The following is a 17,627-nucleotide window of genomic DNA, read 5'->3' as shown; positions in this document are numbered from 1 at the left end:
ATAGTAAAATAATTGCATTTTTTTGTTCGTTTGACTAATCTTCACTCAATTGTTCTCTATTCCCCTCAAAAAATGCTAATATCTGTGCAAAATCGGTGTCTATAATGAGTCTAGGCGTATGATTTTTAATCTGATTAATCTAATTTGCCAGTGTGGCAGCGTGGGACTGTATGTACAAACAATCATTATTAAAACCGAATATTCTTTCTCGCATTTTTATTGCCTTTATTGTGCTACTCGTCACAATGCTTTCGCTGTCTCTCTATAATTATTACCACGCTTGGATGCTAGCCCATCAAACTGCGATAAATACCCTTGCTAATCGACTTGCTTACCAAATTGAAGATTATCGCTATCAAGCTACTCATATTTATAAGCTAGCCAATGATAAAGCCACGCCAGATTCGATGAGCGATATTTCAGTCACCGAAATGCGCCATGATGTTTATTGGTTAAGTAGCGCCAATCAAACAATTGATTCCGTTGTCTTTGGCCTCAACAAACCCAGTAGTAAAGTGTTGGCAACTAAATTAGCCAATTACATGGAGATCGTGTGGGGTGCACGAAATGAATTTAACTCTATGTACTATCTGAACGGTCAAGATAATACTTTAATACTGGTGACTACCCATTCCATCTTAAAGCCTGAGCTACGCTATAAAGAAAGCTATTTGACGCTGACCGCAGAGGATAAGCGTTCTGATATGATAGCCCAGTCGACCTTATTGGATCGCCGAGAAGTGCTCTCCAATATGCAGAAAAATGCACAAGATAATGTCTACTTCTATACTTACCGCTTAGTTTTTAACTCCCCTGGTCGTCTAAGCAGCGTCATCTCTTTTGATATCTCCATTAATTCAATTCTTCCATTTACCTTGAAGGGAGATGATATTTCCATTTCACAAAGATCAAACAATCAAGATATGAGTCAGTCTGGCAGTGAGTTGACGGGGACTAACCTCATGCTATCGCAACCTATCGAGGGCACGAGTTATCAGATTAACTATAACCTCTCATTAAAAAGTATTATTTTCGGCGTGCTCAGTTACAACTTTTGGCTAATCACCTGCATGTTTGCAGTCAGTATTCTGGCGTTGCTCACCACCATGTTTATTCGCAAACGGATTATTTCACCCAATGCATCCATGCTTGATGAGCTCCAATTCAAGGATGCACTGAATAATGACATTCTCAACCATATCGCTTATGGCATCCTAGTCTTCGATTTCAATAGTAATAAAAAACTATTGAGCAACAGCATTTCTAACCAGTTATTGCCATCGATGGATCTTATTCATATCAAAGAGATGGCAACCGATCATAATGATGTCATTCAGGTCTCCATCGAGAATAATGTCTATGAAATCATTTTGGTAAATAGTCAAATTAAAGAAAATACGGTCTTGTTTATCATCATTGATAAAGATAAAGAAGTTCTTACCCAAAAACGTCAAGAAATGGCTACTCGCGAATACCAGCGAAATATTCAGCTTAGAAAAGTGGTCTTCAAAAATATTTGCCAAGAAATTCTGCCCGCTATTGATAAAGTAAACGCTGAGTTTAGCCAATTGGCGATGACGCTCAATGAGCGTAATAACCCATTACTCACTGAAATCCAGAATCACCTATTTTATATCAATAATTGGTTTAAAAATATTGCGTTAATTAGCCAATTAGAAACTCAACAAATTGATTTTAAGACAGAAAAATTTGCAATTAGTCAAGTAATTAGCCAATTCCTTAAATACAATTTATCTCATTTAAATTGCAAAGGACTCTCATTTTATTTCTATAATAATATCAATCCTGATTCATTAATCGAAAATAACCCTGCTTATTTCCAGACTTTATTCCAATTAATTTGGGAATATTCAATAGAAACTACAGCCTTTGGTAAAATTATCATTTCTATTGACTACATTGAAGACAAAAATGAAATATCCATTGATATAAAAGATACAGGAATTGGATTAACGAATATTGAATTAAGTAACTTACAAAACCCATTTACGGGAAAAACTCAAGATTCAAATAAATTTAAGCGTTCTGGCATGACATTTTATCTCTGCAAGTTATTGACTAATAAAATGAAAGGCTCATTTACGATTAAATCTAGTGACGCTATTGGTTGCCACTATCAAATCCGGCTTCCGGCACTCATTCAGCAGCATGAATACCCTGCATTGCTTGAGGATGTTTTTATTCGTTTAAATATTCAGAATATTGATGCTCGTCGAATTGTTAAACAAACTTTATCCCATTATGGTGCTGAATTTCTTGATATAGATGAAAGTTCACCGCATAACCATTGGGATCTTTTGATCGCTGACAATGATGATATTCCATTTAGTAATATTATTAAAATTAACGGTAATATATCTTCACTAAATTGTATTAAGTCAAATTACATTGAAGTTAACTACAATTTTGCAGATGAACTTATTGATGCTATCTCATTATTGATAGAACAAGCCGATAATGTAGAAGATAATAACGAATCAAGCCAACACTCATCGCAAAATCTCCGCGAAAATAGTCAAAAATCAAATGAATCTACCGATAACATTCTTTCTGAGTATCATTTAATTCTGGCAAATAGCGATTATAAAGATTTGTTTATCTCAACAGTACCGATAGATATTAATAAACTGTATAATAGTGAAAGTGTTGCGAATTTAGCCGAATTAAAAGACACTGCACATCGTTTAAAAGGAGTTTTTGCTATGCTTGAATTCCATTATCTTCATAAACTTTGTGAAGATTTGGAGCATTTCATAGCAGATGAAAACGGATTTGAAATAAAAAATTGCATTAGAGAACTGGATGTCTCAGTGAAAAGACTAATGCCAGAAGGTAACCAATAATATGAATAACCTAAATGTCATTGTTGCCGATGATCATCCTATTGTTCTTTTCGGTATAAGAAAGTCTCTTGAACAGATTGAATGGGTAAACATCGTCGGTGAATTTGAAGATTCTACTTCTTTAATTAATAACTTAGCACGCCTTAATGCAGACGTTCTGGTTACTGATTTGTCTATGCCTGGCGATAAATACGGTGATGGTATTACGTTAATCAAATACATTAAACGTCACTACCCTGACTTATCGATTATTGTCCTAACCATGAACAATAATCCTGCGATCTTAAGTGCTATTCTTGAGCTTGATATTGAAGGTATCGTGCTAAAACAAGGCGCACCAGCAGACTTACCAAAAGCACTCGCCGCTTTACAAAAAGGGAAAAAATTCACCCCTGAAAGCGTCAGTAAATTGCTTGAGAAAGTTAATGCCAGTGGCTATGGTGACAAACGTTTATCACCAAAAGAAAGTGAAGTTCTTCGCTTATTTGCTGAAGGCTTCTTAGTCACTGAGATTGCTAAAAAATTGAATCGCAGCATCAAAACCATCAGTAGCCAGAAAAAATCAGCAATGTTAAAACTGGGTGTTGAAAATGATATTGCCTTACTGAACTATCTTTCATCAGTCAGTATTGATAATACCCCGACAGAATAATCCTTATTCTGACACCAAAATAAAAGCCCGTTATAGGGCTTTTATTTTTTCTATTCAATGTGTTATTGATTCGCTCGGCTTCACGTATTTTACCAACGATTCACGCAATATGCTGATAGACGTTGGTTTCGATAAGCAATCATTCATGCCAGCATCCAGACAGCGCTGTTTCTCTTCTGCCATCGCATTGGCAGTTAATGCCACAATTGGCTGTCTAAAGCCTTGTTCACGTAATGCTCTCGCTAATTGATAGCCATCCATATTTGGCATATTCACGTCTGAAAGCACAATATCGGCATGACAATGTTCAAGGTGTTTTAGTGCATCTAATCCATCTACAGCCGTGCTTGTCATGAATCCTATGCTTGCTAATTGTTCTGTCAGGAGCATACGGTTAATCGGATGGTCATCAACAATTAAGACTTTAAATTCATTCAGATCTGCATCCGTCCCTTCAAGCTCATTATTTTCTAAGCTTTCTTTTGTCTCTTGAGTCAATTTAACGATAAATTTATCAATCAGCATCGGCAACTTATCGAGCTGATAAGTGTTATACAGCCATTCGTTAGATTGCGTTTCAAATAACTCACCTGAATATAAACTACTGAGTCGAAGTAGATTTTTACCCTGTGCGACAAGGTATTCTGAATTATCCGTAATCATCAAATCATACGTTTCATTCTCACTCGCCTTTACCACATTAAAATCATGGTGTTCCAGCAACCTTGTGATGAAATCAAGCAAAAATGAATTCAATCCGGTCACAGCAATACGATAACTTTTGCGATATTCAGGGATATTGGACTCAATATATTGCTGACCATAAAGTGGAATGCGGATCGTAAATCGACTTCCTAATCCCGCTTGAGAATCCACGGCAATATCACCATCCATTAAGTTAATGAGTTTTTCGCAAATAGCTAATCCAAGTCCTGTCCCTTTATGCCCATTATTTTGATCATAAACTTGGAAGAATGGGTCAAAGAGTTGCATCACCACCGCTGGTGTCATACCTATTCCTGAATCTTTGACCTCTATTTTTAGGTAGTTTTCATCTTTCCACACATGCAGCATGACAAACCCAGAATCGGTGAATTTAATACTGTTATTCACAATATTAGAGATAACTTGTTGTAAACGTACCGGATCGCTGAGCATTAAATCAGGAATATTAGGCTCAATATACGAATAGAGTGAGACTTGTTTTTTCGTTGCCAACGGTACATAGTTAGCAAGTACATAAGCAAACACGTTACGACAATTGAATAATTTATTTTCTATTTTCAGTTGTTTAGATTCAATTTTGGAAAAATCTAAAATATCACTAATGATTTGCAGCAGTAGCGACGAAGAGTTATCCATTGTCGAGACTAATCGAACCGCTTTATCTGATAATTCATAGCGTTGTAGCAATTCAATATTACCGATGATCCCATACAGCGGTGTTCTTAATTCATGGCTAACGGTCGCCAAGAACATGGATTTTGCTTGGTTCGCTTGTTCTGCGGCATCCGCGACATCCTGTAATGATTTCTCCATCTGAACGCGGATGCTGATATCAATCAGTACACAAATCGCTACATCTTCATTTTGATAACGTGAATTCACGAAACTAATCTGTAAATGGGTACCATTCGTCGCCACAACATCAATGTAGTTGCTGGATTTCTGGCGAATAATTGTCAAAATGCGCTGCTTATCATCATCATTGAGCAAACGAAAATAGTTATGAGCAAGCTCATTACTCAGAATATTTCCGCCATCACTTAGTCTTAAGATAATGATCCCAACAGGTGCTGATGCCACAATTTTGTGGTTAAATTGCTCATGCTCCTCCAAGCGAATCGCCGTATTTGCCGCTGGCTCTAACATACGCCGTTCTAATAACCAAATTAAAAAGAAAATCAACGCACCTGATAAAATATTGATCAACAGTGCATAAATGATTGAAGTTTTAAGATTATCGATTAAATACGACGTTGAAATAGAATAAATAACAGTAAGCTGTGAAGGTGCTAAACGTTTCTTGAAAAAAAGTTTTGTGTAATCAGAGTTAAAACCAAAGTAGTTTATTTCCCCTGACGTCAGTAAGGGTGAGTTTTTAATGTTCACATCTGACGAGGTATAAAGGACTGGTTGATTTAAGTTGTTAATTAACGTGATTTCAACCGCTGCATTATTACGCAAATTGAATTGGTTTAAATTAATAGTACGCTCTATACCAATAAATCCAACAATTATGCCTTTCTCATAAATAGGGATCATCAAATAAAGTTGACCATTTGATGGCTGAGAATTGTGAGTGATGGTATATAAATTTCGCTCTTGACCCTGCTGCTTTAATTGCTTGTAGAGACGCGTGTTGTCATAAACGACTTTCTTTAACACGTCGATATCAGAAACCGCAGCACGAATAGAGTAATCCATCATGCAATAACTACCTGTACCAAAGACAAATACGTGATTTACCCCTTGAGGGATCGCAATACTGTCTTTCCAAAACATATTGAGTTGTTCAAAGGCAGAAAGATAGTTTCGCGTTCTTTGCTTAAAGACTTCACAGTCGGCTGTTGGGCTCAAGGGATATAAAGCATATGAGGCAGATGTCGGTAGCGTAATTTCTTCCTGTTGAATACCCATTTTTTGTTGATATTCTTGGTCTTTAAGTTTCTGTTGCCTCGTCATCGAGTGAATTAGACGCAACGTAGCATTGGACTGTTGAATGTAAACTTGCAGATTTTCATAACCGGAATGGAATTGTTGGCGTAGGTCCGATTTATGCTCATTGAATTGCGTATAGAGGAAAAATAGCGTGATGAAAAGCCCCATTCCCCATAGCATAATGCCTAGGACACGAAAAAGATCTCTAGATAATCTGAGGGATGTCTTAAACGAGGGTAAATATCTCAATCCGTTACCTACAAGTACATTATCACTAACCCTGAGTATACTCGATTAACTCAATGAAAAGCGACAACCAATAACTTCCATGTATATTGCCAGTGTAAACATATAAAAACGGGCGGATAATCCGCCCGTTTAATTTGTGTTTTATACTTACTCTTCAGTGTCTACGCTGGTATCAACATCACCGTCAACATCAATACCATCTTCATCGGTATTTTCATCGTCTTCAGTTTCAGCAACACGTTGCAAACCAACCACTTTTTCATCTTCAGCAGTTCGGATCAGAGTAACACCTTGGGTATTACGCCCTACCACACTCACTTCGGAAACACGAGTACGAACCAAAGTACCTGCATCCGTAATCATCATGATTTGGTCTGTGTCTTCCACTTGGATTGCACCCACCACATGACCATTACGCTCGCTCACTTTAATGGAGATAACCCCTTGAGTTGCACGAGATTTCGTTGGGTATTCAGCCTCTTCTGTACGCTTACCGAAACCATTTTCAGTGACCGTCAGAATATGCCCTTCACCACGTGGGATAATTAAAGAAACAACTTTGTCGTTGTCCATTAATTTAATACCGCGAACACCTGTCGCTGTACGTCCCATCGCACGAACCGCATCCTCTGCGAAACGAACGACTTTACCTTGCGCAGAGAACAGCATGACTTCGTTACTGCCATTGGTTAAATCAACACCAATGAGTTCATCGCCTTCATTCAAGTTTACCGCGATAATACCCGCGCTTCTTGGACGACTGAAATCTTGCAGAGGCGTTTTCTTCACAGTACCGCTCGCGGTAGCCATAAAGACATAATAGCCTTCTTCGTACTCACGCACAGGCAATATAGCCGTAATGCGCTCATCTTGTTCCAATGGTAGTAAGTTAACAATTGGGCGTCCACGAGCACCACGGCTAGCTTCAGGCAATTGATACACTTTCATCCAATATAAGCGACCACGACTTGAGAAACACAAGATAGTATCGTGGGTATTGGCAACCAGCAGACGCTCAATAAAGTCTTCTTCTTTAATACGTGCTGCGGACTTACCTTTACCACCACGACGCTGTGCTTCGTAGTCAGACAATGGCTGATACTTCACATAACCTTGGTGAGATAGCGTTACCACCACATCTTCTTGGTTGATCAAATCTTCAATATTGATATCTGCGGTATTTTCTGTGATCTCAGTACGACGCGGGTCATTATAAGCATCACGAATTGCTTCTAACTCTTCACGAATGACTTCCATCAAACGCTCTGGGCTACGCAGAATAAACAGTAACTCTTCGATTTGTTTCAGAAGTTCGCGGTACTCTTCCAGCAGTTTTTCATGCTCAAGACCAGTTAATTTCTGTAAACGCAGATCCAAAATAGCTTGAGCCTGTTGTTCAGTCAGGAAATATTGACCTTCATGAACACCATATTGTGGCTCTAACCACTCAGGACGCGCAGCATCATCACCCGCACGTTCCAGCATTGCAGCAACATTACCCAGAGCCCAGGAACGGGCAATCAGCCCAGCTTTTGCTTCTGCTGGTGTTGGTGCTTTACGGATCAATTCGATAATTGGGTCGATATTCGCCAGTGCAACCGCCAATGCTTCAAGGATATGGGCACGGTCACGGGCTTTACGCAGTTCGAAAATAGTACGACGTGTAACAACTTCACGGCGGTGGCGAACAAACGCAGCAATAATATCTTTCAGGTTCAGAATTTTAGGTTGGCCCTGATGCAGTGCCACCATGTTGATACCGAAAGAAACTTGCAGTTGAGTCAGTGAATACAGGTTATTGAGCACCACTTCGCCAACAGCATCGCGTTTAATTTCAATAACAATGCGCATACCGTCTTTGTCAGACTCATCACGCAGTGCACTGATGCCTTCAACACGTTTTTCTTTAACTAATTCTGCAATCTTTTCAATCAAGCGCGCTTTGTTCACTTGATATGGAATTTCGTTGACAATAATGGTTTCGCGACCATTTTTCTCATCAACTTCGACCTCGGCACGTGCACGAATGTACACCTTACCGCGACCTGTACGATATGCATCGATGATACCACGACGACCGTTGATAATTGCAGCTGTCGGGAAATCAGGTCCCGGAATGTGCTCCATCAGGCCTTCAATGCTAATATCTTCATCTTCTATATAAGCTAAGCAACCGTTAATCACTTCCCCTAAGTTGTGAGGAGGAATATTGGTTGCCATCCCGACAGCAATACCGGAAGAACCATTCACCAATAGGTTAGGTATTTTGGTTGGCATCACTTCAGGGATTTGCTCTGTACCATCATAGTTAGGAACAAAGTCTACGGTTTCTTTTTCTAAATCAGCCAGCATTTCATGGGCAATTTTTGCCATACGGATTTCCGTATAACGCATTGCAGCGGCGGAGTCTCCGTCAACTGAACCAAAGTTCCCCTGACCATCTACCAGCATGTAACGCATAGAGAAAGGCTGCGCGAGACGGACGATTGTCTCATAAACGGCACTATCCCCATGTGGATGGTATTTACCGATGACGTCCCCGACGATACGGGCAGACTTTTTATAGGGTTTATTCCAATCATTTCCCAGTACATTCATCGCAAATAAGACTCGGCGATGTACTGGCTTCAGCCCATCTCGAACATCTGGAAGTGCACGACCGACGATAACGGACATTGCATAATCCAAATAGGAACTTTTCAGTTCTTCTTCGATATTGACTGGGGTGATTTCTCTGGCAATCTCGCTCATGGAACCACTGTCCCTCATAACTTCAGATTCAAAGAGTAAACTATACCACAACTCCCTTATTTAATTAAGAGATAAGAGAAGTGAGTATTTGTCTTTCAAGCTATGTATAATAGCGGAAAAATGAGCTTATGTGTCCGAATCTTGTAGAATTTCAAGCAATAGTCTCTCAAGGATTTTCATATTTGGTCCATAATCCCAATAAATTAACTCACGGGCGGCTATCGTCCCATTACTGATTTAAGCCTATATCTGCATTTTGCAAATTAAATATAGTTCAATAGGTAAAAATAAGTAATGCGCGGATAGAAATAGATATAGGAGTTCCTCAGATGAATGATACCCAAGACCAAACGTATTTAAATGTCGATAAACACGAAATTGAAAAGTTTGAATCGATAGCGTCGCGTTGGTGGGATCTTGAAGGCGAATTTGCCCCACTGCACCGAATTAACCCTCTCCGTTTGGGTTATATCATGCAACGCGTAGACGGTATTTTTGGTAAAAAAATTCTCGATGTGGGCTGTGGTGGTGGAATTTTATCTGAAAGCATGGCGCGTGAAGGTGCAGATGTCACGGGGTTAGACATGGGCGCAGACCCTTTAATGGTCGCTCGGCTACATTCTCTGGAATCAGGGATCCCTGTCGAATATGTTCAAGAAACAGTGGAACAACACGCTGATAAACATCCACAGAGCTACGATATTGTCACCTGTATGGAAATGCTTGAGCACGTTCCTGACCCTGAATCTGTCGTTCGTGCCTGTGCGAAGTTAGTCAAACCGGGTGGGCATGTCATATTCTCCACCATTAACCGTAATAGAAAAGCATGGTTAATGGCTGTCGTGGCAGCAGAATATGTGATGAAAATGGTTCCGAAAGGCACCCACGATGTCAATAAATTTATCCGTCCATCTGAATTAATCAGTTGGGTCGATAAAACGCAGTTAAAAGAACAACATATGATGGGATTACATTATAATCCAATCACCGATAAATTTTGGTTAGGACCTAACGTTGATGTGAATTATATGCTTCACACGGTCAGCGAATAAATAGCAAGCGGTACGTTTAAGAAAACAGCAAACGGTCTCAACTTTACAAAATAATTTTTAGGTTAATGTCGGTAAGTCAATTTTTAGCAACTCCACTTCTCATGCAGCTTACCGACATGATCAATTTTTCTTATCCAGTTGTTATCCACAAAAACTATCAGATTTGTACACTTGATAAAATCACACATTAACATTATCTTGTTATTAGATTCTTAACAAACTACTACATATAGTGGTACTCACAAATTTAATATACAAGTCTCATGATCATCCATCATGAGCTTTTTTACGTTTGGGACCCTCTATTTGTAACCCAACCAAGGTGTACTTGCTCATGAACCAGAGTCTGTTAGTCACAAAACGTGATGGACATAAAGAACGCATTGACCTAGACAAAATCCATAAAGTTATTACATGGGCAGCGGAAGGTCTTAGTAACGTATCAGTTTCACAGGTGGAGTTACGTTCTCAGATTCAGTTTTATGATGGGATCAGAACTTCTGATATTCACGAAACGATGATTAAAGCTGCTGCTGACTTAATCACCGGTGAAACACCAGATTACCAATACCTTGCTGCGCGTTTAGCGATTTTTAACCTGCGCAAAAAAGCCTACGGCCAGTTTGAGCCACCAAAATTATATGCCCACGTAAAACATCTGGTTGAAATGGGTAAATATGACAAGCATTTGCTGGAAGACTACACCGAAGCAGATTTCGAGCAAATGGATGGTTTTATTGACCATTGGCGTGATATGAATTTCTCCTACGCAGCGGTTAAACAGTTAGAAGGGAAATATTTAGTTCAAAACCGAGTCACCGGTGAAATCTACGAAAGCGCCCAGTTTTTATATATTCTGGTTGCTGCATGCTTGTTCTCTCATTACCCACAAGCAACCCGTTTAGATTACATCCGCCGCTTCTATGATGCGGTATCAACATTTAAAATTTCTTTACCTACGCCAATTATGGCGGGGGTACGTACACCGACACGTCAATTCAGCTCTTGTGTTCTGATTGAGTGTGGTGACAGCCTTGATTCTATCAATGCAACCTCAAGTGCTATCGTAAAATATGTGTCTCAGCGTGCGGGTATCGGTATCAACGCGGGTCGCATTCGTGCACTGGGAAGCCCAATCCGTGGTGGTGAAGCTTTCCATACGGGTTGTATTCCATTCTATAAACACTTCCAAACTGCCGTAAAATCTTGTTCACAAGGTGGCGTACGTGGGGGTGCAGCAACTCTATTCTACCCAATTTGGCACTTAGAGGTGGAAAGCTTACTGGTTCTGAAAAACAACCGTGGTGTTGAAGGTAACCGTGTTCGCCATATGGACTACGGTGTTCAGCTCAACAAATTAATGTATGAACGCCTGATCAAGAACCAAAACATCACTTTGTTTAGCCCTTCTGATGTCCCAGGCTTGTATGACGCATTCTTCGCAGATCAAGACGAATTTGAACGTTTATATGTGCAATATGAACAAGATGAGACAATCCGAAAATCCAGCGTGAAAGCGGTTGAGTTGTTCTCATTAATGATGCAAGAACGTGCGTCAACAGGTCGTATCTATATTCAAAACGTTGACCACTGCAATACCCACAGCCCATTTGACCCACAGATTGCTCCTGTCCGTCAATCCAACCTGTGTCTGGAAATTGCGCTGCCAACAAAACCATTAAATAACGTCAATGACGAGAATGGTGAAATCGCACTGTGTACGCTGTCTGCCTTTAACTTAGGTGCGATTGAAAGCCTTGATGAATTAGAAGAATTAGCAATCTTAGCCGTTCGTGCGTTAGATGCACTGTTAGACTACCAAGATTACCCAATCCCAGCCGCGAAAAAAGGCTCAATGGGGCGCCGTACTCTGGGTATTGGTGTGATTAACTACGCTTACTACTTAGCGAAACACGGTGTGCGCTACTCTGACGGAAGTGCCAATAACCTCACTCACAAAACATTTGAAGCTATTCAATATTACTTGCTGAAAGCGTCGAATGAATTGGCTAAAGAGCAAGGCGCTTGCCCATGGTTCAATGAAACCACTTATGCACAAGGCGTGTTACCTATCGACACTTACAAACGTGAACTCGACAAGTTAACCAACGAACCACTGCATTATGACTGGGAAGCACTACGTGCAGAGATCAAACAGTATGGTCTGCGCAACTCGACGTTGTCAGCATTAATGCCATCAGAGACCTCGTCTCAGATTTCGAACGCGACCAATGGTATCGAACCACCACGCGGTTATATCAGTATTAAAGCATCAAAAGACGGTATCCTACGCCAAGTGGTGCCAGATTATGAAAACCTAAAAGGTGCTTACGAGCTATTATGGCAAATGCCTTCTAATAGCGGCTATTTGCAGCTAGTTGGGATCATGCAGAAGTTTATCGACCAGTCGATTTCTTCCAATACAAACTATGACCCAACCCGCTTCCCAAATGGCAAAGTACCAATGAATCAGCTGTTAAAAGATTTATTGTTAGCCTATAAGTTTGGTGTGAAAACACTTTACTATCACAACACCCGCGATGGTGCTGAAGATGTTCAGGGGGATCTGGAAGAAGTTGTAGAAAGCGCAGATTCTGATTGTGAAGGCGGGGCTTGTAAAATTTAATAGGGATGGTTATGTCACATTCATACACGATTTTTTCTCAGAAAAAGAATAACCAGTTGCTGGAACCGATGTTTTTCGGTCAGCCTGTAAACGTTGCTCGATTTGATCAGCAAAAATACCCTATTTTTGAGAAACTGATTGAAAAGCAACTCTCATTTTTCTGGCGTCCAGAAGAAGTTGACGTGGCTCGCGACCGTATTGACTACAACGCGTTGCCTGATCATGAGAAACACATTTTTATCAGTAACCTGAAATACCAAACGCTGCTTGACTCTATTCAGGGTCGCAGCCCTAACGTGGCATTTTTGCCACTGATTTCAATCCCAGAGTTAGAAACTTGGGTTGAGACTTGGTCATTCTCAGAAACTATCCACTCACGTTCATACACGCATATTATCCGTAATATCGTGAATGACCCGGCGATCATCTTCGACGATATCGTTGAAAACGAAGAGATCCTCAAACGTGCCCGTGATATCTCTGCGTATTACGATACGCTTATCGAGATGACCAACTATTACCATATGTTTGGTGAAGGAACGCATACCTTTGAAGGTAAGGAAATCACTGTTTCACTGCGTGCACTCAAGAAACAGCTGTATTTATGCTTAATGAGCGTAAACGCTCTCGAAGCTATCCGCTTCTACGTCAGCTTTGCGTGCTCTTTCGCTTTTGCAGAACGTGAACTCATGGAAGGTAACGCGAAAATCATCAAACTGATTGCTCGCGATGAAGCTCTGCACTTAACGGGTACTCAGCATATGCTAAACCTGCTACGTTCAGGACAAGATGATCCTGAAATGGCCGAGATTGCTGCTGAGTGTGAAGAGGAATGTTATCGACTGTTTGTGGATGCCGCAGAACAAGAAAAAGAGTGGGCTGAATATTTATTCAGCGAAGGCTCTATGATTGGTCTGAACAAAGATATTCTGTGCCAATATGTGGAATATATCACCAACATTCGTATGCAAGCAGTAGGTCTGAAATTACCATTTGAAGCGCGCTCCAATCCGATTCCGTGGATCAACGCATGGTTAGTGTCTGACAACGTTCAAGTGGCACCACAAGAAGTCGAAGTCAGCTCTTATTTAGTCGGTCAGATTGACGCTGAAGTTAATACCGATGATTTGAGTGATTTCGAACTGTAATTATGGCAAGTCATAAAATCACCCTGCGTCTTACGCAGGGTGTGCAAGTTCCCTACCATACCGATGTTCACTCAAGTTTATTGGAAGCACTTGAAGACAGCCGAGTCCCCGTTGAATACCAATGTCGAGAAGGCTATTGTGGCTCGTGTCGCGTAACATTACTCAAAGGTAAAGTCGGCTATAAACGTAAACCCATTGCGTTTATTCAAGAAGGTGAAATTCTACCTTGTTGTTGCCACCCACTTTCCGATATTGAAATCGAGTAGCGATGCTAGTAATACTGTGTATTTAGCCATAACATAATAAAAAGCGACTGCTTTGATAACTCGAGCAATCGCTTTTTGCTTATAAAATAATACCCAAAATAATTCGAGTTACAGGTCGGCTGCAAACGAAGCTAGACGGGAAGCACCCGACTAGCTAAGTGAAGCTAACACCCCTGCGGCTTTAAGTATGATGGGGATTTTTATAAATAACCGTACATCGCGGCAAAAATCCATCCAAACACACAGGATACACCTACCCCAATTAAGCCTGGCAGGATAAAGCTATGGTTGATAACAAATTTACCAATGCGTGTTGTACCCGAACGGTCAAACTGGATAGCAGCAAGGTCACTTGGGTAAGTCGGTAGGATGTAATAACCATAACACGCTGGCGAAGATGCAATAATATACGCAGGATCAACACCGATACCCAATGCAATTGGTACTACTGCGGCTAATGCTGCAGCTTGTGAGTTAACAAACTTAGAGACTAACAATAAGATAACCGCATAAGCCCATGGGAAATCTTTCACTAATGAACCTAAAGTGCCTTTTATTTCATCCATATGGGCACCGAACATGGTTTCAGCCATCCATGCGATACCATACACGGCAACAATCGCTATCATCCCTGAACGGAACACTTCGTTCTTAGAAATCTGCCCTGGATTGGTTTTACAAATGATAATAATCAGTGCACCCGCCAGCAGCATAAACATCTGAATGACCAGAACCATGGATAATGGTTTACCGTTAATCAATGGTCTTAATTCCGAGAATGCCCCTAGCAATGCCACGACGACGATAGACGCTAAGAAAATCCACATAGCTACCCAGTTGATTTTCGGTAACTTTTTATCTAGTAGCGTGACGCTATCGCCATAAACGTAATCATGGTTTTCGGGAACAGAAATAAACTCTTGGAAAACAGGGTCTTTATCTAAATCCTTCCCACGGAACCAACTAAAGATACCAATGGCTAAAATACCAATTAACGTTGATGGGATGGTAATCGCGAGTAAATCTAAGAATTCTAAAGATTTACCATTGATAGAAACGCCATTTAGCATCGCAACTAATGAAACAACTGCCACAGAAACAGGGCTGGCAATGATCCCCATCTGCGCACCGATACTACTCGCCGCCATCGGTCTTTCAGGGCGAATATTATTTTTGATCGCTGCATCATAAATGATGGGCAAAATGGTATACACCACATGCCCTGTACCACACAAAATGGTTAAGATGCAGGTGACAAAAGGTGCAACAATGGAAATGTATTTTGGATTTTTACGCAGTAAACGTTCTGCTATTTGTAGCATAACGTCCAAACCGCCTGAGGCTTGTAAGGTTGCTGATGCGGCAACAACAGCAATAATAACTAACATGACGTCTACAGGCGGTTTTCCTGGCGGTAAACCAAAGCCAAAGACGAGAATAACTAGGCCCACACCACCTAGCAGTCCGAGCGCCATCCCCCCTTTTCTTGCTCCGTAGAACAAGCAGACAAGAATAATGGCAAGTTGAATCATAAAGTCCATAGGTCCATCCTTTATTTATAGGTTTCCACTATTATCCAGATGGTCTTAACTTATTAATTTGATTTATATTAATTTAAAAAACAATATTGTTTTATTTTCATTCGCAATATTTTGCCTCCATCACAATATTTGCCTTTAGTTGCTGCCATAATACTCAGTTAAATAACATAATGAGTAAAATCAATCTAATACACTCTTATTTTTAACATTTAAAATCTATAAATTTCACATAAATTCCGCTTCATTAACCCGCTTTTACACTTCACGATCAACACACTTTCCGACGCAATCATTAAGGAATCTTGTCTCTTATTTTTAATGTAAATAATACATTACACTAGCTGTAATTCAGATTTGACAGGATAAACGCAATCGCATAATCTGCTTAAATTATTAATAACCCGAATTCAATCAGAGGAATTTGTGAAGAATCGTACCCTTGGCAGTATTTTGATCGTAGCAGGAACAACAATTGGTGCAGGAATGCTAGCAATGCCGCTAGCGGCAGCAGGTGTTGGCTTCACTGGAATAGTCTGTTTATTAATTGGTTTATGGATGCTGATGAGTTACACCTCATTGCTGCTCGTCGAGGTTTATCAACACAATCCTGCCAATATGGGTCTCGGTAGTGTCGCGAAAAAATACCTCGGTCCTGTCGGTCAAATTGTCACTGGCTTGAGTATGCTGTTGCTGATGTACGCTCTGACGACTGCCTATATTGGCGGTGCGGGCGTGCTGATCGCTGATAGCCTATCTTCTTGGTGGGGAATTACTGTTTCGACTCAAAGTGCCATTATTATGTTTACTGTTGTGGGTGGTGCAATAGTCTGTGTGGGTACGCATTCTGTTGATTTCATTAACCGCATTCTGTTTACAGCCAAAACGATTTTCTTAGTGATTATGCTTGCCGTCATGATGCCCCATGCAGAGGCGATTAACTTAAGCACTATGCCGCTAGAAAAAGGTCTTGTATTAGCCGCGGTGCCAGTCATTTTTACCTCTTTTGGATTCCACGGAAGCGTACCAAGTTTAGTCAATTATATGAATGGTGATGTACGTAAGCTGCGTATCATTTTTATTACAGGGAGTGCGATCCCGCTCGTCGCCTACATTTTATGGCAAATTGCAACCCTTGGTGCTATCCCATCCGATACTTTTATGGGTATCTTGGCACAATCTTCCGGATTAAATGGGCTATTAACGGCAATCCGTGATGTCGTCGCGACTCCTCGAGTGAACATGGCTGTTGCACTGTTTATGGACTTAGCATTAGCGACTTCATTCTTAGGCGTTGCGTTGGGCTTATTTGATTACCTTGCAGATTTGTTTAAGCGTAGTAATAACTTTGCTGGTCGCGCGCAAACGACGCTATTAACATTTGTACCGCCGTTACTCGCAGCACTATTCTTCAGCAGCTTTGTACAGGCATTAACTTACGCCGCAGTCGCATTATCTGTCCTCGCATTAATCATCCCAGCACTGTTAACGATACGAGTTCGTAAATTAGAGGCCAAAGGAGTTTATCGCGCCAAAGGTGGCACACCAATTTTAGGTTTAGTTCTGCTCTGCGGTATTGCGGTCATCGCTATCCAATTCGCCATCGTGGCCGGCTTCCTACCGAATGTTGGTTAATCCCCACAAAATTTCACTCATAAAAAAACACCCCAATATGGGGTGTTTTGCTTTTTAAGCTTTTAAAAAAATGTCTCAATCTATTTTTCAAAATAGTTCATGTTGTAGCTAGGCGGCAAACGAGGATATCTTGGGGAGCATACATGAGTATGTGACCCGAGTAGCCGAGTGCGACCAACAACGCC

10 protein-coding genes are annotated in these 17,627 nt (G+C 40.6%); 7 read left to right on the top strand and 3 right to left on the bottom strand.

All coding sequences use genetic code 11. The annotated features are described in order from the left end of the window. Positions 1 to 170 precede the first annotated feature (170 nt). Positions 171 to 2,864: a phosphotransferase RcsD gene (rcsD, locus tag PR795_RS01755; protein WP_272516591.1), complete on the top strand. Its 2,694-nt coding sequence runs from the start codon at positions 171 to 173 to the stop codon at positions 2,862 to 2,864. A gap of 1 nt (position 2,865) precedes the next feature. After that, entirely contained in the window at positions 2,866 to 3,516 is a 651-nt protein-coding gene (rcsB, locus tag PR795_RS01750) for a response regulator transcription factor RcsB (RefSeq protein WP_006660314.1), read from the top strand. Between the two features lie 54 nt (positions 3,517 to 3,570). Here the strand turns inward: rcsB and rcsC are convergent, their stop codons facing one another. Beyond that, entirely contained in the window at positions 3,571 to 6,426 is a 2,856-nt protein-coding gene (gene rcsC / locus PR795_RS01745; RefSeq protein WP_181480054.1) for a two-component system sensor histidine kinase RcsC, read from the bottom strand. A gap of 147 nt (positions 6,427 to 6,573) precedes the next feature. Next, a complete protein-coding gene (gyrA, locus tag PR795_RS01740) occupies positions 6,574 to 9,177 on the bottom strand; it encodes a DNA topoisomerase (ATP-hydrolyzing) subunit A (RefSeq protein WP_006661380.1) in 2,604 nt (867 codons plus the stop codon). A gap of 329 nt (positions 9,178 to 9,506) precedes the next feature. On the opposite strand from gyrA, the gene ubiG reads away from it, so the two are divergent. From ubiG to yfaE, 4 genes are all read left to right on the top strand, one after another. Then, positions 9,507 to 10,229, top strand: coding sequence for a bifunctional 2-polyprenyl-6-hydroxyphenol methylase/3-demethylubiquinol 3-O-methyltransferase UbiG (gene ubiG / locus PR795_RS01735; RefSeq protein WP_006660311.1), 723 nt, complete (start codon positions 9,507 to 9,509; stop codon positions 10,227 to 10,229). Between the two features lie 334 nt (positions 10,230 to 10,563). Beyond that, on the top strand, positions 10,564 to 12,855 hold the full coding sequence (nrdA, locus tag PR795_RS01730; RefSeq protein ID WP_006660310.1) for a class 1a ribonucleoside-diphosphate reductase subunit alpha: 2,292 nt from the start codon (positions 10,564 to 10,566) through the stop codon (positions 12,853 to 12,855). A gap of 11 nt (positions 12,856 to 12,866) precedes the next feature. Then, positions 12,867 to 14,003, top strand: coding sequence for a class Ia ribonucleoside-diphosphate reductase subunit beta (nrdB, locus tag PR795_RS01725; RefSeq protein WP_006661379.1), 1,137 nt, complete (start codon positions 12,867 to 12,869; stop codon positions 14,001 to 14,003). A gap of 2 nt (positions 14,004 to 14,005) precedes the next feature. Further along, positions 14,006 to 14,269, top strand: a complete 264-nt coding sequence (yfaE, locus tag PR795_RS01720; protein ID WP_036961183.1) for a class I ribonucleotide reductase maintenance protein YfaE — start codon at positions 14,006 to 14,008, stop codon at positions 14,267 to 14,269. 200 nt (positions 14,270 to 14,469) lie between these two features. Here the strand turns inward: yfaE and PR795_RS01715 are convergent, their stop codons facing one another. Then, on the bottom strand, positions 14,470 to 15,810 hold the full coding sequence (locus tag PR795_RS01715; RefSeq protein ID WP_272516590.1) for an anaerobic C4-dicarboxylate transporter: 1,341 nt from the start codon (positions 15,808 to 15,810) through the stop codon (positions 14,470 to 14,472). Between the two features lie 483 nt (positions 15,811 to 16,293). Here PR795_RS01715 and tyrP point away from each other — a divergent pair, with 483 nt between their 5' ends. After that, complete coding sequence (gene tyrP, locus PR795_RS01710) at positions 16,294 to 17,442, top strand: tyrosine transporter TyrP (protein WP_442959992.1); 1,149 nt, start codon at positions 16,294 to 16,296, stop codon at positions 17,440 to 17,442. Positions 17,443 to 17,627 lie beyond the last annotated feature (185 nt).

The organism is Providencia sp. PROV209 (genome assembly GCF_028479485.1).
Classification (GTDB): domain Bacteria; phylum Pseudomonadota; class Gammaproteobacteria; order Enterobacterales; family Enterobacteriaceae; genus Providencia; species Providencia alcalifaciens.
Note: the sequence above shows the minus strand (reverse complement) of the source record. Positions and strands in the feature narration are given on the sequence as shown.